The 20,429-nt window shown below is 71.6% G+C and carries 20 protein-coding genes; 13 read left to right on the top strand and 7 right to left on the bottom strand.

From position 1 onward, the window contains the following. Nucleotides 1-92: 92 nt before the first annotated feature. The 7 genes from ABII15_RS21635 to serC all read left to right on the top strand — a co-directional run bounded on the left by ABII15_RS21635 (nt 93) and on the right by serC (nt 6,759). A complete protein-coding gene (locus ABII15_RS21635) occupies nt 93-1,577 on the top strand; it encodes an ATP-binding protein (RefSeq protein ID WP_353943967.1) in 1,485 nt (494 codons plus the stop codon). Next, nucleotides 1,574-2,011, top strand: a complete 438-nt coding sequence (locus ABII15_RS21630) for a roadblock/LC7 domain-containing protein (protein WP_353943966.1) — start codon at nt 1,574-1,576, stop codon at nt 2,009-2,011. Before ABII15_RS21635 ends, ABII15_RS21630 begins: the two co-directional genes overlap by 4 nt. After that, on the top strand, nt 2,008-2,367 hold the full coding sequence (locus ABII15_RS21625; protein ID WP_353943965.1) for a DUF742 domain-containing protein: 360 nt from the start codon (nt 2,008-2,010) through the stop codon (nt 2,365-2,367). The genes ABII15_RS21630 and ABII15_RS21625 overlap by 4 nt, the downstream gene beginning before the upstream one ends. Further along, a complete protein-coding gene (locus ABII15_RS21620; protein WP_353943964.1) occupies nt 2,348-2,998 on the top strand; it encodes an ATP/GTP-binding protein in 651 nt (216 codons plus the stop codon). Before ABII15_RS21625 ends, ABII15_RS21620 begins: the two co-directional genes overlap by 20 nt. Beyond that, nucleotides 2,995-4,248 carry a cytochrome P450 gene (locus ABII15_RS21615; protein WP_353943963.1) on the top strand — a complete coding sequence of 418 codons (1,254 nt, stop codon included), beginning with the start codon at nt 2,995-2,997 and terminating at the stop codon, nt 4,246-4,248. The genes ABII15_RS21620 and ABII15_RS21615 overlap by 4 nt, the downstream gene beginning before the upstream one ends. A 52-nt stretch (nt 4,249-4,300) precedes the next feature. Next, the gene (locus ABII15_RS21610; protein ID WP_353943962.1) at nt 4,301-5,542 is read left to right on the top strand and encodes a cytochrome P450; all 1,242 of its coding nucleotides are present in this window, start codon (nt 4,301-4,303) and stop codon (nt 5,540-5,542) included. A 98-nt stretch (nt 5,543-5,640) separates the two neighbouring features. Further along, nucleotides 5,641-6,759, top strand: a complete 1,119-nt coding sequence (gene serC / locus ABII15_RS21605; RefSeq protein WP_353943961.1) for a phosphoserine transaminase — start codon at nt 5,641-5,643, stop codon at nt 6,757-6,759. Nucleotides 6,760-6,968: 209 nt separating this feature from the next. Here the strand turns inward: serC and ABII15_RS21600 are convergent, their stop codons facing one another. Beyond that, nucleotides 6,969-7,973 (bottom strand): WD40 repeat domain-containing protein, encoded by a 1,005-nt coding sequence (locus ABII15_RS21600; protein ID WP_353943960.1) that lies wholly within the window; start codon nt 7,971-7,973, stop codon nt 6,969-6,971. A gap of 68 nt (nt 7,974-8,041) precedes the next feature. On the opposite strand from ABII15_RS21600, the gene ABII15_RS21595 reads away from it, so the two are divergent. After that, nucleotides 8,042-8,725, top strand: coding sequence for an SGNH/GDSL hydrolase family protein (locus tag ABII15_RS21595; protein ID WP_353943959.1), 684 nt, complete (start codon nt 8,042-8,044; stop codon nt 8,723-8,725). Nucleotides 8,726-8,731: 6 nt separating this feature from the next. Here ABII15_RS21595 and ABII15_RS21590 read toward each other — a convergent pair whose 3' ends face one another. After that, a complete protein-coding gene (locus ABII15_RS21590; protein WP_353943958.1) occupies nt 8,732-9,631 on the bottom strand; it encodes an MBL fold metallo-hydrolase in 900 nt (299 codons plus the stop codon). Nucleotides 9,632-9,735: 104 nt separating this feature from the next. Between ABII15_RS21590 and ABII15_RS21585 the strand changes: the two genes are divergently transcribed. Further along, nucleotides 9,736-10,695, top strand: a complete 960-nt coding sequence (locus ABII15_RS21585; protein ID WP_353943957.1) for an AraC family transcriptional regulator — start codon at nt 9,736-9,738, stop codon at nt 10,693-10,695. Beyond that, the gene (locus ABII15_RS21580; protein ID WP_353943956.1) at nt 10,692-11,681 is read left to right on the top strand and encodes an aldo/keto reductase; all 990 of its coding nucleotides are present in this window, start codon (nt 10,692-10,694) and stop codon (nt 11,679-11,681) included. Before ABII15_RS21585 ends, ABII15_RS21580 begins: the two co-directional genes overlap by 4 nt. A gap of 132 nt (nt 11,682-11,813) precedes the next feature. Here ABII15_RS21580 and thpR read toward each other — a convergent pair whose 3' ends face one another. From thpR to ABII15_RS21565, 3 genes are all read right to left on the bottom strand, one after another. Beyond that, entirely contained in the window at nt 11,814-12,371 is a 558-nt protein-coding gene (thpR, locus tag ABII15_RS21575; protein ID WP_353943955.1) for an RNA 2',3'-cyclic phosphodiesterase, read from the bottom strand. 275 nt (nt 12,372-12,646) lie between these two features. Then, nucleotides 12,647-13,993: an MFS transporter gene (locus ABII15_RS21570; RefSeq protein WP_353943954.1), complete on the bottom strand. Its 1,347-nt coding sequence runs from the start codon at nt 13,991-13,993 to the stop codon at nt 12,647-12,649. Between the two features lie 61 nt (nt 13,994-14,054). Continuing rightward, nucleotides 14,055-14,492 carry a MarR family transcriptional regulator gene (locus ABII15_RS21565; RefSeq protein ID WP_111665353.1) on the bottom strand — a complete coding sequence of 146 codons (438 nt, stop codon included), beginning with the start codon at nt 14,490-14,492 and terminating at the stop codon, nt 14,055-14,057. Nucleotides 14,493-14,683: 191 nt separating this feature from the next. On the opposite strand from ABII15_RS21565, the gene ABII15_RS21560 reads away from it, so the two are divergent. After that, nucleotides 14,684-14,866 (top strand): ribbon-helix-helix protein, CopG family, encoded by a 183-nt coding sequence (locus tag ABII15_RS21560; protein WP_078506238.1) that lies wholly within the window; start codon nt 14,684-14,686, stop codon nt 14,864-14,866. An 18-nt stretch (nt 14,867-14,884) separates the two neighbouring features. Here the strand turns inward: ABII15_RS21560 and ABII15_RS21555 are convergent, their stop codons facing one another. Further along, nucleotides 14,885-16,330: an NCS2 family permease gene (locus tag ABII15_RS21555; RefSeq protein ID WP_353943953.1), complete on the bottom strand. Its 1,446-nt coding sequence runs from the start codon at nt 16,328-16,330 to the stop codon at nt 14,885-14,887. Nucleotides 16,331-16,566: 236 nt separating this feature from the next. Between ABII15_RS21555 and ABII15_RS21550 the strand changes: the two genes are divergently transcribed. Beyond that, complete coding sequence (locus ABII15_RS21550) at nt 16,567-16,824, top strand: DUF2530 domain-containing protein (protein ID WP_353943952.1); 258 nt, start codon at nt 16,567-16,569, stop codon at nt 16,822-16,824. A 268-nt stretch (nt 16,825-17,092) separates the two neighbouring features. Continuing rightward, nucleotides 17,093-19,507 (top strand): HAD-IC family P-type ATPase, encoded by a 2,415-nt coding sequence (locus ABII15_RS21545; protein WP_353943951.1) that lies wholly within the window; start codon nt 17,093-17,095, stop codon nt 19,505-19,507. 19 nt (nt 19,508-19,526) lie between these two features. Here ABII15_RS21545 and ABII15_RS21540 read toward each other — a convergent pair whose 3' ends face one another. Then, nucleotides 19,527-20,414, bottom strand: a complete 888-nt coding sequence (locus ABII15_RS21540) for a calcium-binding protein (RefSeq protein ID WP_353943950.1) — start codon at nt 20,412-20,414, stop codon at nt 19,527-19,529. Between the last annotated feature and the right edge of the window lie 15 nt (nt 20,415-20,429).

Genomic DNA, 20,429 nt, shown 5'->3' with positions numbered 1-20,429 from the left:
ATCATCAACTCTCCTATAGTGACCGCGAATTGACTGAGACCTGACTTTCGTTGCCCTTCCACAGCCCCCCTTTCTCCCGAGGAACCCGACCGATGACCGCGCCCATCCGGCCCCCCGCACGCCCGGCCGCGCTCACCCTGCTGGCCGCTCTCCTCGTCACCGGAGCGCTCGGCGCGGGGGCGGTCGCCCTCGCCCCCGGTTCGGTGCGCACCCCGCTCGCCTGGGGCGTCGCCGCCGCGGCGCTCGCCCTCAGCGCGGCGGCCTGCTACGCCGCGTACGCCCGCGAGACCGTCGCCCTGCTGCGCCGGCGCGCCGAGGAGATGCGGCACACCGCCGAGCGCGGCGCCGCCGAACAGGCCCGCATCACCGGCGAGCTGTCCCAGGAGCGGGACGCCAGGGCCGCGCAGGCCGCCGAGCTGACCGGGCAGCTGCGCACCGCCCGCGCCGAGCGCGCCGCCGCCATCGCCGCCTGCGCCAACGCGGCCGGGCGGATGCAGGCCCTGGCCACCGGCATGCTCGCCGACCTGCGCGAGATGGAGCACCGGCACTCCGACGAGGACGTCCTCGCCGATCTGCTCCACCTCGACCACCGCACCGCCCAGGCGGGCCGGCTCGCCGACTCGGTCGCCGTGCTCACCGGCGCCCGCTCGGGCCGCCGCTGGGCCCGGCCGATCGCCATGGAGTCGATCCTGCGCGGCGCGATGGGCCGCATCGGCGGCTACCAGCGGGTGCGGGTGCACGCGAACACCTCGGTCGCCGTCGCGGGCCACGCCGCCGAGGGCGTCATGCACGCGCTCGCCGAACTCCTCGACAACGCCGCGAACTTCTCGCCGCCCACCGCCGAGGTGCACGTCTACGTCGAGGAGGTCCCGGCCGGCGTCATCGTCTCCGTCGAGGACTCGGGCCTGGTGATGGGCCCGGTGCAGCTGCGCCGCGCCGAGCACGCGGTCTCCGGCGAGACGGCGGGCACCGCGGGCTCGACGGGCCTCGGCGGCCTGTCCGGCACCCGGCTCGGCCTCGCCGTCGTCGGCCGGCTGGCCCGCAAGCACGGGCTGACGGTGTCGTTCCGCCCGTCGGCGCGCGGCGGCACCGGCGTCCTGCTGCTCGTCCCGCAGGAACTGCTGTCCCGTACGCCGGAGTCGACGCCCGTACACGCGACCGGCGCGGACACCGACACCGCGGCGACCGCCGCCACCCCGGCCGACGAGTCCCCCGTGCACGAGACCGCCGACGACACGGTCCCCGGGCCGTCCGCCCGAGAGCGGGAGGCCACCGGTCCCGCCGAGGCCGGGACGGTGGAGCCGGGCCCCGAACAGGCCGCGCCCGCCGACCCGTCGCCCGAGGGCGCCCTGCCCAAGCGGACCCGCGGCCGCACCCTGGCCGCCGCTCAGCAGGGCCGCGCCCGCGCCGAGGCCCCCGCCGCACGGCCGGAGCCGTCCGCCGCGGCCTCCGCCGCGTCGCGCTTCAGCAGCTTCAGCCAGGCGGTCCGCACCGCCCCTGAGGCGCCGGAGCCGGCCGGCCCCCGATCCACCACGCACCCCGACACACCCACGCAGGAAGGCGACACCCCCCAATGACCGGGACGACCACCACCGGCGCCGGACTGGCCTGGCTGCTCGAAGGCCTCCTCACGCGCACCCCGGGCACCCGGCACGCCCTGGTCCTGTCGCGCGACGGCCTCAAGCTGTGCCACACCCCCGAACTCACCCCGGACAAGGCGGACCAGCTCGCCGCGATCTCCGCCGGGATCCAGGCGCTCGCGCACGGCGCCTCCGCCGAGTTCGGCGACGGCAGCGGCGGCGTCCGCTCGTCGATGACCGAGTTCCACGGCGGCACCCTGTTCATCGTCGAGGCCGGCGAGGGCGCCCATCTCGCGGTGCTCGCCGCCGAGGACGCCGACGCGGGCCTCGTCGGCCACACCATGGTCGAACTCGTCGAGCAGCTCGGCGAGCACCTGCGCGCGCTGCCCCGCAGCCCCGACCTCGCCACCAGCACGCCCCCGGCGTCATGAGCCGGCCGGGCCGGGACGACGCGCCCGATCGGCTGTACACCCTCACGGGCGGGCGCAGCCGGCCGGCCGCCGACGTCTCGTTCGACCTGGTGTCGCTGGTCGTCGCCGAGTCGGACCCGGCGCCCGGCATGCCGTCCGAGCACGCCGCGATCCTGCGGATGTGCGCCCGGCCGACGGCCGTGGTGGAGGTGGCCGCCGAACTCGGGCTGCCGGTGAGCATCGTGCGCGTCCTGCTCTCCGACCTCCTGGTGCAGGGCCGCATCGGCGCCCGGCACCCGCGCTCCGCCGCGTCACCCCACCGCCTTCCCGATCCCGACATCCTGGAGCAGGTGCTCGTTGGACTCCGCAACCTCTGAACCGCCGGGCGGCCGCGCCGAGTTGGCGGCCGGCGCCGACAACGGCCTGAAGATCGTCATCGTCGGCGGCTTCGGCGCGGGCAAGACCACCCTGGTCCGTTCCGTGAGCGAGATCCGTCCCCTCAACACCGAGGAGACGATGACGCAGGCGGGCCGCGGCGTCGACGAACTGGCCGACCTGGACGGCGTGCGCGGCAAGACGTCGACGACGGTCGCCTTCGACTTCGGCCGCATCACGCTCGACGCCCGCAACGTCCTCTACCTGTTCGGCGCCCCCGGCCAGGAACGCTTCTGGTTCCTGTGGGACCGGCTGTTCTCCGGCACGCTCGGCGCGGTCGTCCTCGTCGACACCCGCCGTCTGGCGGACTCCTGGTACGCGATCGACCGTCTGGAGCAGCACGGGACGCCGTTCATCGTCGCCCACAACGACTTCGGCGGCCCGCCGCACACCCTGGAGCAGCTGCGCGAGGCCCTCGACCTCGACCCGGAGGTGCCGCTGGTCCGCTGCGACGCGCGCGACCGCGAGTCCAGCAAGAACGTCCTGATCGCGCTCGTGGAGCACCTCAGGACCCTGTACGCCCGTCAGACCAGCCCCAGTTCACCGCCCGTGCCCCAGGAGGCCGCCCCGTGACAAGCCCCGGCTGCCCCGCGTCCGCGCACGGCACCGCCCCCGTGCCGCTGTCGGGACCCCGGTTCGCCACCGAACCCGCCACGCTGTACCGGGAGATGCGCCGCGACCACGGCTCGGTCGCGCCCGTCGTCCTGGACGGCGGCATCCCGGCCTGGCTGGTCGTCGGCTACCGCGAGCTGCACCAGGTGACCGGCGATCCGGCACTGTTCAGCCGCGACTCCGACCTGTGGAACCAGTGGGAGAACATCCCCGCCGACTGGCCGCTGCTGCCGATGATCGGCCACAAGCAGCCGTCGATCCTGTACACGGTCGGCGAGCGGCACCGCGAGCGCGCCGCGATGGTCAGCCACGCCCTGGAGTCCGTCGACCCCTTCGAACTCAAGGCGCACGCCGAGCAGTTCGCGGACGAGCTGATCGACGGTTTCTGCGGCGCGGGCGAGGTGGACATCATCGCCGACTACGCGATGATGCTGCCGGTCCGCGTCCTGGCCCGGATCTACGGCTTCTCCGACGAGGTGGGCCCCGCCCTCGTCACGGCGATGAACGACATGATCGACGGCCGGGAGCGGGCGCTCGCGGGCCAGCAGCACCTGGCCCGGTCCATGGTCGGTCTGATCGCCGAGAAGCACGCGCGGCCGGGCGAGGACGTCGCCTCGTACATGCTGGCGGACACCTCGGGCTTCACGCACGAGGAGATCGCCCAGGACCTGATGGTGATGATGGCGGCCGGGCACCAGCCCACCGCCGACTGGATCGGCAACTCGCTGCGGCTGATGCTGACCGACGACCGGTTCGCCGCGTCGCTGTTCGGCGGGCGGCACAGCGTCGCCGAGGCGATGAACGAGGTCCTGTGGGAGGACTGCCCGACGCAGAACGTCGCCGGGCGCTGGGCCACCCGCGACACCCGGCTCGGCGACCGCCACATCCGGGCGGGCGACCTGGTGCTGCTCGGTCTCGCCGCCGCCAACGCCGACCCGCAGGTGCGCACCGACGCGTCGGTGCTGACGGGCGGCAACAACGCGCACTTCTCGTTCGGGCACGGCGAGCACCGCTGCCCGTTCCCCGCCCAGGAGGTCGCCGAGGTCATCGCGCGCACCGGCATCGAGGTGGTCCTCGACCGGCTGCCCGACATCGATCTGGCGGCCCCGGCCGACGCGCTGACCCGCCGCCCCTCGCCGTGGCTGCGCGGGCTGACCGATCTGCCGGTCCGCTTCACGCCGACGGCCGCCGTGCCGTCGGCCGCCCTGTGACGATCCACCGCTTCTCCCTCTCGTTCGCCCACGGACTCCTGGAGCCCTCGTCATGACGACATCCGCAGCCACGTGCCCCCACGCGTCCGCCGCCCGCATCCCGCTCGACCCCTTCGTCACCGATCTCGACGCCGAGACCGCCCGGCTGCTCGCGGCGGGCCCGCTGGCGGAGGTCGAACTGCCCGGCGGGGTCCCGGTGTGGGCGGTCACCCATCACGCGGAGGCCCGCCGGCTCCTCACCGACAAGCGGCTGGTGAAGGACATCGAGGTGTGGGGCGCCTGGCGGCGCGGCGAGATCCCCGCCGACTGGCCGCTGATCGGCCTGGCCAACCCGGGCCGCTCGATGCTGACCGTGGACGGCGAGGACCACCGCAGGCTGCGCGCCCTGGTCGCCCAGGCGCTGACCGTGCGCCGGGTGGAGCGGATGCGCGAGCGCATCGAGGAGCTGACCACCGGCCTCCTCGACAAGCTGCCCACCGGCGGAACGGTCGACCTGAAGGCCGGGTTCGCCTACCCGCTGCCCATGTACGTGATCAGCGACCTGATGGGCATAGACGAGGCGGACCACCCGCGCCTGAAGGTCCTGTTCGACAAGTTCTTCTCCACGCAGACCCCGCCCGAGGAGGTCGTCGCGACGCTCGGCGAGCTGGCGGCGATGATGGGCGCGGTCGTCGCGGCCCGCCGCGAGCAGCCCGGCGACGACCTGACCAGCGCCCTGATCCAGGCCTCGGAGAACGGCGACCGGCTCACCGACGCGGAGATCGTCTCCACGCTCCAGCTGATGGTCGCGGCCGGCCACGAGACGACGATCTCCCTCATCGTCAACGCGGTCGTGAACCTCTCCGCCCACCCCGACCAGCTGGCCCTCGTCCTGGACGGCAAGGCCACCTGGGAGCAGGTCGTGGAGGAGACGCTGCGCTACTCGACGCCGACCTCGCACGTGCTGATCCGGTTCGCCGCCGAGGACGTCGAGGTCGGCGACAAGACCATCAAGCAGGGCGACGCGCTGATCGTGTCCTACGGCGCCATCGGCCGCGACGAGCAGGCGCACGGCCCGACGGCCGACTCCTTCGACATCACCCGCGCCTCGGAGACCCGGCACATCTCCTTCGGCCACGGCCCGCACGTCTGCCCCGGCGCCGCGCTGTCCCGGCTGGAGGCCGGGGTGGCGCTCCCCGCGCTGTACGCCCGCTTCCCCGGGCTGCGGCTGGCGGTCGAGCCGGGTGAGCTGCGCAACAAGCCGGTGGTGACGCAGAACGACCTGTTCGAGCTGCCGGTGGTGCTCGGCGGCTGACGGACTCGTAGATCATCACAAGTCCACGGGCCGGAGGAGTCGTCTCATCGAACGGACACGTTTCCGTCCGGTTTCACCGAGGCGATACCCTCCGGCTCGTGGCTGAGATCCAGATTCCCGCTGACATCAAGCCCGCCGACGGACGTTTCGGCGCGGGCCCCTCCAAGGTGCGGACGGAAGCGCTGGACGCGCTGGCCGCCACCGGTACCTCCCTGCTCGGCACCTCGCACCGCCAGGCCCCGGTCAAGAACCTGGTCGGCCGTGTGCGCGAAGGTGTCAAGGACCTCTTCTCCCTCCCCGAGGGCTACGAGGTCATCCTGGGCAACGGCGGCTCCACGGCCTTCTGGGACGTGGCGACGCACGGCCTGATCGAGAACAAGTCGCAGCACCTGAACTTCGGCGAGTTCTCGTCCAAGTTCGCCAAGGCGTCCAAGCTGGCTCCGTGGCTGGCCGAGCCGACCGTCATCTCCTCCGACCCGGGCACGCACCCGGAGGCGAAGGCCGAGGCCGGCGTCGACGTCTACGGCCTGACCCACAACGAGACCTCGACCGGTGTCGCGGCCCCGATCAAGCGCGTCGCGGGCGCCGACGAGGGCTCCCTCGTCCTGGTGGACGCCACCTCCGGCGCGGGCGGCCTGCCGGTCGACATCGCCGAGACCGACGTCTACTACTTCGCCCCGCAGAAGTCCTTCGCCTCCGACGGCGGCCTGTGGATCGGTGTCTTCTCCCCGGCCGCGATCGAGCGAGCCGAGCGCATCCACGCGTCGGGCCGCCACGTCCCGGAGTTCTTCTCGCTGCCCACGGCGATCGACAACTCCCGCAAGAACCAGACGTACAACACCCCGGCCCTCGCCACGCTCTTCCTGCTCGGCGAGCAGCTGGACTGGATCAACGGCCAGGGCGGTCTGGCCTGGTCCACGGCCCGTACGAAGGACAGCTCGACCCGCCTCTACTCGTGGGCCGAGGACTCGAAGTACGCGACGCCGTTCGTCACCGACGCCGCCAAGCGGTCGCAGGTCATCGGCACGATCGACTTCGACGACTCGGTGGACGCCGCCGCCGTCGCCAAGGTGCTCCGCGCCAACGGGATCGTCGACACCGAGCCGTACCGCAAGCTGGGCCGCAACCAGCTCCGGGTCGCCATGTTCCCGGCCATCGACCCGTCGGACATTTCGGCCCTGACGGCCTGCATCGACTACGTCATCGGCCAGCTGTAGTAGCGCCCCGCAAGGGGCGCGGGGAACTGCGCGAGCAACCCACGAAAAGCCGCGGACGCGACCGCTCATGCACCGAGCAGTCGCGTCCGCGGCTTTCGTCGTGGCTGAGCGCGCAGTTTCCCGCGCCCCTGAAGGGGAGGCGCGCGGAGCGCAGCCTCAGGGGCGCGGGGAACTGCGCGAGAAGCGGCCACCGGCCCGCACCCGACGACCTACCCGCGAGGGCGCGGCTTGCGGACCAGCCGCCCGATCCCGATCACAGCGATGAGCACCACGGCGGCCCCGACGGCCCCGGCCTTCCCGGTGAACCCACCCCCGTCACCGCCCCCGGCATCCCCCGCGCCCCCCGACGCCGAACTCCCGCCCCCGCCGGAGGCCTTGGCCCCCTCGACCTCCACCGGCTCCACGGAGCTGCTCTTCCCTTCACTGCCGTAGAGCAGCGTCCGGCCGTCCAGGGTGTACGTCACCGACTCGCCCTGCGGCTGGAGCGGCACGTGCAACTGCCCCTGCCGCTTGGGCTTCCCGTCGTTCCAGGAGTACGAGATGCCGCCGAAGTACCCGCGCACTGCGAGCTGTTTGCCGTCCGGGGAGAAGGCCGCGTCGGTCGCCCAGAGATCGATGTCGGCGATGCGCCGGAAGGTGTTGGTCGCGGAGGAGTCGAGCGCGGAAGGGCCCTCGTAGAGGCCGCCGCCGTCCTCGCCCTTCTCGATGATGTACACCCGGCCGGTCTTGGGATGGACCATCAGCGACTCGGCGTTGCGCGGCCCGTCCGCGTACTTGACGACGTACTGGGTGGCCCGCACGGTCTGGTCGACGAGCTTCTTCGGCTCGGGCAGCTTGTAGATCCACACGTGGTCCCACTTGCCGCCGAGGTTGTCGCCGATGTCGCCGACGTAGATGTTCCCGTCGGGGCCGATGGAGATCGCCTCGACGTCGCGCGGCGCGCCGACCCCGGTGAGCGTGACGCGGGCGAGCGTCTTCCCCGTACGCCCGTCGATCGCGAAGATGTACGCGCCGTCGGAGCTGTCGTTGTGGGTCCAGTAGACGCCCGGGTGGGCGCGGGACGCGGCGAGGCCGCTGGACTCGGTGATCCGCGGATCCTCGATGGTGAAACCGGACGAGCCGACGGACGGCGGACTGTCGGCCGTGGCGGGCGCCGCGGCGCCTGCGAGCACGAGGACGACCGCGGCCCCGGCCGCACCCAGATACGAACGCATGACCCCAGCTTGCCAGGCGTGTCAGGGCTCACACGCACGCGGCCCGGCCGATCGACGATGATGAGCGGATGCTCAGGTTCATGTTCGTCGGCGACAGCCAGACCATCGGCAGCGCCGGGGAGCACACCTGGCGGCACCGCTTCTGGTGCCACCTGCGGTCGGCCTGCGAGGACGGGGCCGTCGAGGTCGTCGGCCCGCGCGACACCCTCTACGACAAGACCACCGACACGCCCACCTCCCTGGCGTACGCGGACCCGGGCTTCCCGCGCCGGCATCTGGCGGGCTGGGGCGAGGGCTGGCTGCACATGGCGCCGGTCGTCGCCGACGCGGTGCGCGCCTGCGGCCCGGACGTGCTGCTGGTCAACCTGGGCCTGATCGACCTCGGCTTCTACACCGACGCCGAGCAGACCGCGGCGAACATGCGCCGCTTCGTCGTTGGGGCGCGCACCGCGAACCCCGCCGTGCGCATCGTCCTGCTCCCGGTGATCCCCAACATCAGGGCCGAGACGGACCTCCCCTTCGCCGCCGAGGTCGCCCACTTCAACACCCTGCTCGCCAAGGCGGTCGCCGACCTCTCCGAGCCGCGCTCCCCGCTGCTGCTCGCGTCGGTCCCGGAGTCGTACGACATCCACCACGACACCTACGACGGTACGCATCCGAACGCGTCCGGCGAGCACAAGCTGGCCGCCGCCTTCGCGGACGCGCTGCACCAGGCATGGGGCATCGGCGGCCCCTACCGCCACCCGGCCTGACCCTCCCTACAACTGCCAGCGCCGCACCGCGAACCCGGCGCCGTCCCGCCGGATCTCCGCCGCGCCCGGCCCGGGGAAGTGCGCGGGGATCACCAACTCGCGCTCGTCGGCGGCCCGTCCGAGCACCCGTACACGACTGGCGGCCGACTGCGCCGGGTCCACGCACATCGCGCTGCTGCACGTCGGCGCGAGGAACTGGGCCGGGGTGTGCAGCAGATCCCCGGCGAACACGGCCCGGTCGGTGCCGGAGGCGAGCCGCAGCACGGAGGAGCCCGGGGTGTGTCCCGGTGCGGGTTCCAGCGTCAACCGCCCGTCGATCCGGTGGGATTGGCCCTCCCACAGCACCGCCTGCCCGGCCGCCACGACGGGCGCGATGCTGTCCGCGAAGAGGAACCGGTGGTTGTCGTTGAGGGTGCGGGCCGCTCCCCCGGGGCCGAAGAAGTCGTGGTCGGCGCGGGGCACGAGATAGGTGGCGTTCGGGAAGGTGGGCACCCAACTCCCGCCCTCGTTCCGGGTGTTCCAGCCGACGTGGTCGCCGTGCACATGGGTGTTGACGACGAGGTCGACGTCCTCGGGCCGCACGCCCGCCCGCGCGAGCCGGTCGGGGAAGTCGGTGTCGAGGCCGGAGAAGTGCGGGGTGCCGGGCCGCTCGCGGCCGTTGCCGACGCCCGGGTCGACGACGATCGTGCGGCCCTCGCTGCGCAGCACCCAGGCCTGTACGGCGACCAGGACCGCGCCGCTGTCCGGGTCCTGGAAGCGGGGCGCGAGCCAGTCCCGGCCGTCCCGCCAGGCGTCCTCGATCCCGGGGACCATCTCGTGCGCCGCGCCGAAGGGCTGCGCGCGCACCTCGACGACCTTGATGATCTCGACGTCGCCGAGCCTGCCGTGTTCGATGTCCGTGTCCATGCTGTCGACGCTAGGCGCCGGGACCGAGCGCCCCAATGCGCGTGAAGCTCTCCCCGATACGCGATCCGCTCACTCTCCCCGTCCCGTCTGCCTACCCTGGGGCCATGGATGTGGTCAGCGACGCGATTGCGGCCGTGCGGACGGGCAGCCCGTCCGTCAACCGTCTGCGGGTCAACGGCACGTGGTGCGTGCGCCTGGAGCCGTACGAGGGCGCGGGCTTCCACGTGGCGCTGACGGGCGGCTGCTGGCTGCTCCCCGACACCGGCCCCGCGCTCACCCTGCGCCCCGGCGACGCGGTGCTGCTGCCGCACGGCGCGGGCCACGTCCTGGCCGACGCGCCCGCCGACGCGGCGGCGGTGGCCCGGGCGGCCCCCTTCGCGACCGTACGGGACCTTCCGCCGCGGGCCGGGACGCCCGGCGCGGAACTCCTCTGCGGCAAGTACCGCCTCGACCGCAGCCACACCCACCCGCTGCTCGCCGAACTCCCCGACGTGATCCACCTGCCGCGCGAGGGCACGGGCACCGACCCGCACCCGGAGCTGCGCTCCGCCATCGCCCTGCTGGCCCGCGAGGCGGGCGCCCCCGGCCTCCCCGGCTCCTGCGCGGCCGTCCCGAGCCTCCTCGACCTGCTGCTCGTGTACATGATCCGGGCCTGGACCACGGACCCGGCGACGGGCTCCGGCAGCGCCCGCTGGCCCGCCGCGCTCGCCGACCCCGTGGTCACCGAGGCCCTGCGGCTGCTGCACGGCGACCCGGCCGCGCCCTGGACCGCCGACTCCCTCGCCGCCCGCTCGGGCGTCTCCCGCGCCACCCTGGGCCGCCGCTTCACCGCCCTGGTGGGCCGGCCCCCGATGGCGTACCTGACGTGGTGGCGGATGACCCGCGCGGCGACCCTCCTGCGCGCGGCGGACGCCCCGCTGGAGTCGGTGGCCCGCCAGGTCGGCTACGGCACGCCCTACGCCCTCTCCCACGCCTTCCGCCGCGAGTTCGGGGTGACACCGGGGCGGTACCGGGCGGGGCACTTGCCTAGAGCGCACTCCACGTCCTTGGCTAAGCAGTCATGAAGTACACGCAGCTCGGACGCACGGGACTCAAGGTCAGCCGGCTCGTCCTCGGCACCATGAACTTCGGACCGCAGACGGACGAGGCCGACAGCCACGCCATCATGGACGCGGCCCAGGCCAGTGGCATCAACTACTTCGACACCGCCAACGTGTACGGCTGGGGTGAGAACAAGGGCCGTACCGAGCAGATCATCGGCACCTGGTTCGCCCAGGGCGGCGGCCGCCGCGACAAGACCGTCCTCGCCACCAAGGTCTACGGGAACATGGCGGGCGACGGAGACGTCTGGCCCAACCACGACCGGCTCTCCGCGGTGAACATCCGCCGGGCGGTCGACGCCTCGCTCAAGCGGCTCCAGACCGACTACATCGACATCTACCAGTTCCACCACATCGACCGCCGGACCCCGTTCGAGGAGATCTGGCAGGCCATCGACACCCTGGTCCAGCAGGGCAAGATCCTGTACGCGGGCTCGTCCAACTTCCCCGGCTACAAGATCGCCCAGGCCAACGAGACGGCCGCCCGGCACGGCCGCGTCGGCCTGGTCAGCGAGCAGTGCCTGTACAACCTGGCCGAGCGGCGCGCCGAGATGGAGGTCATCCCGGCCGCGCAGGAGTACGGCCTCGGTGTCATCCCGTGGTCCCCGCTGCACGGCGGGCTGCTGGGCGGCGTCCTCAAGAAGGAGGCGGAGGGCAAGCGCCGCAAGGACGGCCGGTCGGCCTCCGCGCTGGAGAACACCAAGGTGCGCGACCAGGTCCAGGCCTACGAGGACCTGCTCGACAAGCACGGCATCGAGCCCGGCGAGGCGGCCCTGGCGTGGCTGCTGACCCGGCCCGGGGTGACCGGCCCGATCGTCGGCCCGCGCACGAGGGAGCAGCTCGACTCGGCGCTGCGCGCGGTCGAGCTGGAGCTGGGCGAGGACGTCCTGACCTCGCTGGACGAGATCTTCCCGGGCCCGGGGCCGTCGCCGGAGGCCTTCGCCTGGTAGGTCCGCGGGGTGCGGCGGCCGCCGGGGAAGGGGTCAGTTTCCGACGGCCGCCGCCACCGCCACCACGACGAACATCAGCACAAGCACACCGGCCATGATCCGGTTCCGCGTCTTCGGGTCCACGTATCGAGCCTAACGCGCACCGGCGAGCGGCCAGCCGCCGACCTTCTCGTACCGCGGGCGCTCCCCCGGCACTCCCGACGTCGGCAGATTGCTGCGTACGAGGGCCAGCTCGGCGACCGTCCACGGTGTTCCGGTGAAGGTGTCGAGCGCGGTGAGGTGGGGCCCGAAGTCGTACGGGTCGCCGGCGCGGGCCAGCGTGAGATGGGGGCGGTACCGGCGGTGCTCGCCCTCGATCCCGGCCTTCCTGCCCGCCGCCCGGGCCCGTTCGGCGAGCCTGCTCAGCGCGGCCGTCTCCCCGGCCACCCCGGCCCACAGGAACCGGCCGCCGAAGTGTCCGCCGCCGCGCAGGCCGATCGCGAACGTCCCGGTCCGCGCCGCGGCCCGCGCCAGGCGCTCCGCGAGTTCGGGCACGGTGGCCTCCGGCACGTCTCCGTAGAAGGCGAGGGTGAGGTGCCACCCGGCCCGCCCGGTCCACCGCAGCCCGCCCCCGGCCGGCAGCCGGTCGACGACGGCCCCGAGCTCCTCGACGACGTCAACGGGCGGCAGCACAGCGGCAAAGAGTCTCATCCCACCAGTCTCCCGGCCGCACCCCTGGGGAGTTCTCCATCCGCGGCCCGGTGGGGCTTCTCGCGCAGTTCCCCGCGCCCCTGAGGCATGCGCTCCGCGCAGCCTCCCCCTGAGGCTGCGGCTCCGCCGCGCCTCTCTTGATGAGATGGCGCACGAAGTGCGCATCTCAGGGGCGCGGGGAACTGCGCGAGAAGCGGCCACCGGCCCGCACCCGAAGAACAGCCCAACAGGGGCGCGGGGAACCGCGCGGCCAGCCCCCACCGGCCCGCGGACGATTACGCCACCGCTGCCACCGGGACGGACTCGCGGGGGACGAACTGAACATGCCGCTCACCCCGACGCAGGTCCACCTTCAGACGAAGATTCGCGGCGCGGGCCAGCATCAGCCCCACCAGCACCGCTGCCCCGGCACAGATCAGCCCACCCAGCATGAAACTGACCCGCACCCCGAACTCGTCGGCGAGCCACCCGAACAACGGCCCGCCCAACGGCGTACCCCCGGTGAACACCATGAAGTACAGGGACATCACCCGCCCCCGCATCTCGGGATCGGTCGCCATCTGCACGGACGAGTTGGCGGTGACGTTGGTCGTGATGCCGAGGACACCGAGGATCACCACGAGCGGGGCGAACAGCCAGACCCCGGGCGCGAACGCGGCCAGCATCTCCAGCACCCCGAACCCGATCGCGGCGCCCACGAGCACCCGCAGCCGAGCCGACCGCCGCCGCGCGGCGAGCAGCGCCCCGGCGAGCGACCCGATCGCCATGAGCGTGTTGAACATGCCGTACTGCCCGACCCCGCCGTGGAACACGTCGTCGGCGAACGCGCTCAGCCAGATCGGGAAGTTGAACCCGAAGGTCCCCACGAACCCGACGAGCACGATCGGCCAGATCAGCTCGGGGTGCTTGGAGACGTAGTTCAGGCCCTCCTTGAGCTGCCCCTTGCCGCGCGGCGTCCGCTTGATCTCGTGCAGCTCACTCGTGCGCATCAGCAGCAGCCCGGTGAGCGGCGCGAGGAACGACAGCCCGTTGGCGAGGAACGCCCAGCCGGGCCCGACGGCGGCGGTCAGCGCGGACGCGACGGCGGGGCCGATGAGCCGGGCGGACTGGAAGTTCGCCGAGTTCAGCGAGACGGCGTTGCGGACCTGGTCGGGACCGACCAGCTCGGAGACGAAGGACTGCCGCGACGGGTTGTCGACGACCGTCACGAGCCCGGTGAAGAAGGCGGCGGCGTAGACGTGCCAGACCTGTACGTGGCCGGACAGGGTCAGTACGGCCAGGAACAGGCCCGACAGGCTCATCGCGCCCTGGGTGCAGAACAGCAGGTTGCGCCGCTTGAACCGGTCGGCGATCACTCCGCCGTACAACCCGAAGAGCAGCATCGGCAGGAACTGCATCGCCGTGGTGACACCCACGGCGGCGGAGGAACCGGTCAGGGAGAGCACCAGCCAGTCCTGGGTGATGCGGGCCATCCAGGTGCCGGTGTTGGAGATGACGGCCCCGGTCGCGAACAGCCGGTAGTTGCGCACGCGCAGGCTGGCGAACATCGAGGCCTTGCCCCCGGAAGCGGGGAGAGTAGGGGTAGGTGCGGGGGCGGAGTCTGCTCCGGATCCCGTACTCAAAGTGGGTTCGCCTCCTCGGCGGTCGGCTCAGCGACGTGGCAGGTGTTTCAGCGGCGGTCGGTCACAGGTGAGCCAGCTTCTCCAGGACGGGCGCGGCCTCGCGGAGCTTGGCCCACTCGTCCTCGTCCAGGCCGTCGACCAGGTTCGCCAGCCACGCGTTCCGCTTGCGGCGGGACTCCAGGAGCATGGTCTCGGCCTGCTCGGTGGACGTGACGACCTTCTGCCGGCGGTCCTCGGGATGAGGCTCGAGCCGGACCAGTCCCTTGGCCTCCAGGAGCGCGACGATGCGGGTCATCGACGGCGGCTGCACATGCTCCTTGCGGGCCAGCTCACCCGGGGTGGCGGAGCCGCATCCGGCGAGGGTGCCGAGCACCGACATCTCGGTGGGGCTCAGCGATTCGTCGACCCGCTGGTGCTTGAGTCGGCGTGACAGGCGCATCACGGCGGAGCGCAGGGAGTTCACGGCGGCGGCATCGTCGCCATGGGAGAGGTCCGGCATGTTCGTTAGCGTAACTCATTACTGTGTCTAACTACCACCCGGGGGCACTCCCCTGGCCGTGATCCCCGCCACGCCCCCCACCGCGCAGCCGCACCACGCGCCACGCGTCCGGAAACCTCGCGTCACTCAAACGAGTGAGCCGCATCCGGAAAGTGACACGCCCGGGCGCGGCGCCCCGCGACGCTGTTCGCATGGGATCGACAGTGCTCAGCCTGCGGATAGACGGTGAGCTGCTCGACCGTCTCAAGGGGCATGCCGCGAAAAGGGGAATGAGCGTCCAGGACTATGTGGTCCGGACGCTCATTCGTGACGACTTCGACGAACGCTTCAAGACGTCGGTCGAGGAGACGGAGAGGTTCTACGGGGCGGCCTGAGCCGCCCCGGTACGGGGATCAGGTGAGGCCGAGAGCCGGCATCAGGTAGTAGAAGGCGAACACGGCCGACACGGCGTACATGGCGACCGGCACCTCCTTGGCCCGGCCCGCGACCACGCGCAGCACGGTGAAGGCGATGAAGCCCATGCCGATGCCGTTGGTGATCGAGTACGTGAACGGCATCATCAGCATCGTGATGAAGGCCGGGATGGCGACCGTCCAGTCGTCCCAGTCGATCGCGCGGATGCCGCCCGACAGGATCAGGAAGCCCACCGCGAGCAGCGCGGGGGTGGCCGCCTGGGACGGGACCATCGTGGCGATCGGCGTGAGGAACAGCGCGACGGCGAAGAGCGCGCCGGTGACGACGTTGGCCAGGCCCGTACGGGCGCCCTCACCGACACCGGCCGTGGACTCCACGAAGCAGGTGGTGGCGGAGGAGGACGAGGCGCCGCCGGCGGCGACCGCGATGCCGTCGATGAAGAGCACCTTGTTCATGCCGGGCATCTGGCCGTTCTCGTCGGTCAGGTGCGCCTCGTCGCTGATGCCCATGATCGTGCCCATGGCGTCGAAGAAGCAGGACAGCAGCACGGTGAAGACGAAGAGGACACCGGTGAGGATGCCGACCTTCTCGAAGCCGCCGAACAGGCTGACCTTGCCGACGAGCCCGAAGTCGGGGGTCGCGACCGGGTTGCCCGGCCACTTCGGGGTGGTCAGGCCCCAGGACGGGATCTTGGCGACGGCGTTGACGATCACCGCGGCGACGGTCATGACGACGATCGAGATCAGGATCGCGCCCGGCACCTTGCGGACCAGCAGGGCGAGGGTCAGCAGCACGCCGATGACGAAGATGAGGACCGGCCACCCGTTCAGGTGACCGTCGGCGCCGAGCTGGAGCGGCACGGTGGTGTGCGCGGCGTCCGGGATACGGCTCACGAAGCCGGAGTCGACGAGACCGATCAGCATGATGAACAGGCCGATGCCGATCGCGATGCCCTTGCGCAGGCTGAGTGGCACGGCGTTCATGACGCGCTCGCGCAGACCGGTGGCGACCAGGATCATCACCACGAAGCCCGCGAGGACGACCATGCCCATCGCGTCCGGCCACGACATGCGCGGGGCGAGCTGGAGCGCGACGACGGTGTTCACGCCGAGACCGGCGGCGAGCGCGATCGGCACGTTGCCGATGACGCCCATGAGCAGCGTGGTGAAGGCGGCGGTCAGGGCGGTCGCGGTGACCAGCTGGCCGTTGTCGAGCTGGTGCCCGTACATGTCCTTCGCGCTGCCGAGGATGATCGGGTTCAGCACGATGATGTAGGCCATCGCGAAGAACGTGGCGAGGCCACCACGGATCTCACGGGGGACGGTCGAACCGCGCTCGGAGATCTTGAAGTAGCGGTCCAGCCCGTTCTTGGGCTGCGGCGGCTGCTCGTTGACATCGACCGGGGCGGTGGCCGAACTGGACATGGATGACCTCAGCGGTATTCAGCGGTGCCCAGTGGGCAGGATGTGATCAAGTCTGGTCTACGCGTGACCACCAGCGGGGTTCCCCGACGCTCCCATTGGTGTTTCGTACGAACAGAAGTAGCCATTCTCAGGCCGTTTCAGTATGAACATATGAGCCGGAAATCGCTATCTCCGCGCGTAGACCCTTGGGGGGCGGGGGCTGTGAGGGGTTTCGGAGGTGTCGTTAAGCTGTGCTCATGGCGAAGTGGACACCCAAGCACGAGGCGCCGGAACCCCTTGAGGGGCCGGTCGTCGCCACCATCACGGGCGGCACGATCCTGTGGTTCGTCCTCTTCCTCGTACAGCTGCCGTTCTACGGCTGGTTCGACGATCACGGGCACACGTGGTGGGTCTGGACCTGCCTGGCCGGCGGCGGTCTCGGCCTGCTCGGCATCTGGTACGTCCGCGGCCGCGACGCGGCACTGAAGCGCGCCGCCGCCACCGTCTCCGACTGACACCGGGCAGTTCTCCACCCGCGCCACCGTCGTGGCTGGTCGCGCAGTTCCCCGCGCCCCTGACGCGAGCTCCGCTCGCTCAGGGGCCCTGATGAGATGCCGCACGAAGTGCGCATCTCAGGGGCGCGGGGAACTGCGCGACCAGCCCCCACCGGACCCGCACCCGCCGACGTCCCCTACACCCCCCGGAGGACATGCGTCCTCCCCAGGTCGGATCTCCGCCCCGCCCAAGGGGTGAACCCCCCGATCCCCCCGTACCGTCGGAGACATGACGCACATCGACGCCGGCGCCGAGCTCGACCCGGTGCACCCGGTCCCCCTTCCGGGCAGGGCGACGGGCCTGACCAGCGCCGAGGTCGAGGAGCGCCGCAGCCGCGGCGAGGTCAACGACGTCCCGCTGCGCAGCTCCCGCTCGCTCGGCGAGATCGTCCGGGCCAACGTCTTCACCCGGTTCAACGCGATCATCGGTGTGCTCTGGCTGATCATGCTGGCCGTCGCCCCGTTCCAGGACAGCCTCTTCGGCTACGTGATCCTGGCCAACACCGGCATCGGCATCATCCAGGAGTGGCGGGCGAAGAAGACCCTCGACTCCCTCGCGGTGATCGGCGAGGCCAAGCCCACGGTCCGCCGCGACGGCGTCGCCACCGCCGTCTCCACCTCCGAGATCGTGCTCGGCGACCTCATCGAGATCGGCCCCGGCGACAAGATCGTCGTGGACGGCGAGTGCGCCGAGGCCGACGGCCTGGAGATCGACGAGTCGCTGCTGACCGGCGAGGCCGACCCGGTCGTGAAGCAGCCGGGCGACCCGGTGATGTCGGGCTCGTTCGTGGTCGCGGGCGGCGGCGCGTTCACCGCGACGAAGGTGGGCCGCGAGGCGTACGCGGCGCAGCTGGCCGAGGAGGCGAGCCGCTTCACGCTCGTCCAGTCCGAGCTGCGCAGCGGCATCTCCACCATCCTCAAGTACGTCCAGTGGATGATGATCCCGACCGCGATCGGCCTGGTCATCAGCCAGTTGGTCGTCAAGGAGCACGGTTTCAAGGACTCCGTCGCGCGCACCGTGGGCGGCATCGTCCCCATGGTCCCCGAAGGGCTCGTGCTGCTCACCTCGGTCGCCTTCGCGATCGGCGTCATCCGGCTCGGCCGGAAACAGTGCCTCGTCCAGGAACTCCCGGCGATCGAGGGACTGGCCCGCGTCGACACGGTCTGCCTCGACAAGACGGGCACGCTCACCGAGGGCGGCATGGACGTCTCCGAGGTGCGCCCGCTGGACGGCACGGCCTTCGGCGAGGAGTACGTCGCCCAGGTGCTCGGCGCGCTCGGCGAGTCCGACCCGCGCCCGAACGCCTCCCTCCAGGCCGTCATCGACGCCTACCCGGCCGCCGAGGAGTGGCGCTGCACCGAGGCGCTGCCCTTCTCGTCGGCCCGCAAGTACAGCGGCGCGGCCTTCAGCGAGGGCGACGGGACGTCCAGCGCCTGGCTGCTCGGCGCCCCCGACGTGCTGCTCCCGCAGGGCGACCCGGCGCTCGCCGAGGTCGACGAGCTGAACCGGCAGGGGCTGCGGGTCCTGCTGCTCGCCCGCGTCGGCAAGGGCCACGACAGCCTCGCCGATCCGGCGGTGAAGGACGGCGCCGAACCGGCCGCCCTCGTCGTCCTGGAGCAGCGGCTGCGCCCCGACGCCGGTGACACCCTGCGCTACTTCGCCGAGCAGGACGTCAAGGCCAAGGTCATCTCCGGGGACAACGCGGTGTCGGTCGGCGCCGTCGCCGCCAAGCTGGACCTGCCCGGCGCCGAGAACACGGTCGACGCCCGTACCCTGCCGACCGAGCAGAGCGAGATGGCGGACGCGCTCGACGAGGGCACGGTGTTCGGCCGGGTCACCCCGCAGCAGAAGCGGGACATGGTCGCGGCGCTCCAGTCGCACGGGCACACGGTCGCGATGACGGGCGACGGCGTGAACGACGTGCTGGCCCTCAAGGACGCCGACATCGGCGTCTCGATGGGCTCGGGCTCCGAGGCCACCCGGGCGGTCGCGCAGATCGTGCTGCTCGACAACAGCTTCGCGACGCTGCCCTCGGTGGTCGCCGAGGGCCGCCGGGTCATCGGCAACATCACGCGGGTGGCGACGCTGTTCCTGGTCAAGACGGTCTACTCGGTGCTGCTCGCGCTGCTGGTGGTCTGCTTCCAGGTCGAGTACCCGTTCCTGCCCCGGCACCTGACGCTGCTGTCGACGCTGACCATCGGCGTCCCCGCGTTCTTCCTCGCGCTCGCGCCCAACAAGGAACGGGCCAAGCCGCACTTCGTGAAACGCGTGATGCGGTACGCGATCCCGGGCGGTGTCGTCGCCGCCGTCGCGACGTTCGTGATGTACATGGTGGCCCGGCACTACTACACGGGCTCCGACGCGCTGAACGCCGAGACCAGCGCCGCGACGCTGACGCTGTTCCTGATCTCGATGTGGGTGCTGGCCATCATCGCCCGCCCCTACACCTGGTGGCGGATCTGCCTGGTGGCGGCGATGGGCCTGGGCTTCCTGCTGGTCCTGGTCGTGCCGTGGCTCCAGGACTTCTTCGCCCTGAAGCTCGTCGGCGACGTGATGCCGTGGACCGCGGTGGGTGTCTCGGTGGTGGCGGCGGCCGTCCTCGAACTCCTGTGGAGGTGGGTCGGCCGCCGCTTCCCCGTCTAGCGGCTGATCAGCGGGAGATTCAGCGGACGTCGACGAAGTCGCTGGTGGACGTCACGGCCGGGGTCGTGGACGTACCCGCGAACTTGTAGCGGAAGTAGCCGTCGGCGGACGCCTTCACCGTGGTGCTCAGGTTGCCCTTGGTGTCCGAGGTGACCGTCTTCAGGGTGGTGTAGTTGCTGGAGGTCTTCTTGCGGAACTGCAGGGTGACCTTCTGCTTGGTGTAGCCCGCGTACTTGCTGGTGTCCCAGTTCGCACGGGTCAGGGCGCCCTTGACGGTGAGGGTCTTGCCCTTGGCAATGGGCTCGGGGGTGGCGTTGGTGCTCAGCTTGGCGTAGCGCTTCACGCTGAACGTCTTGGCGTTCTCGGGGGCCGAGAAGTCACCGTCCTTGCCGACCACCAGAATGGCGGCCTTCCACTTGCCGGCCGCGAAGTTGCGCAGGTCGAACTGCGGGTCGAGCGGGAAGGTGAGAGTGCAGTTCGACGTGGTCGCGTTCACGGTCTTGCAGGACGTGGTCGTCTCCCCGTCCTCGTTCGAGACGGTGCCCGCGTCCGACGAGGCGACGTCGGCCCCGTGGTAGAGCACGCCGAAGGGGGACTTGGCGTCGATGCCCGAGTCATCCGTGGCCTGGAAGGTCACCTTGACCGTGGTCGCCTTGGTGGTGCCGAGGACGACGTCCTTGCCGCCGTTGATGACGATCTTCGAGATGGCCGTGTCGCCGTACTGGTCGTCGTCGCCGGCGGCGGACCGCGCGGAGAAGGCGGTGGCGTGACCGGCCTTCAGCTCGGCCTTGGCCTGGGCGAAGGCCGAGCGGGCCGAGTCGCCGTCCGCCTGCGCCGGGACGGCGAACGCGGTGAGGGCAAGGGCGCCGGAGACCGTCACGGCGGCCGCGGTGGCACGAATGCGCATGTGTTCCCCACAGTG

The sequence above is a fragment of the Streptomyces sp. HUAS MG91 genome (genome assembly GCF_040529335.1).
GTDB lineage: Bacteria > Actinomycetota > Actinomycetes > Streptomycetales > Streptomycetaceae > Streptomyces > Streptomyces tabacisoli.
This window is presented reverse-complemented; position numbering and strand designations above follow the sequence as displayed.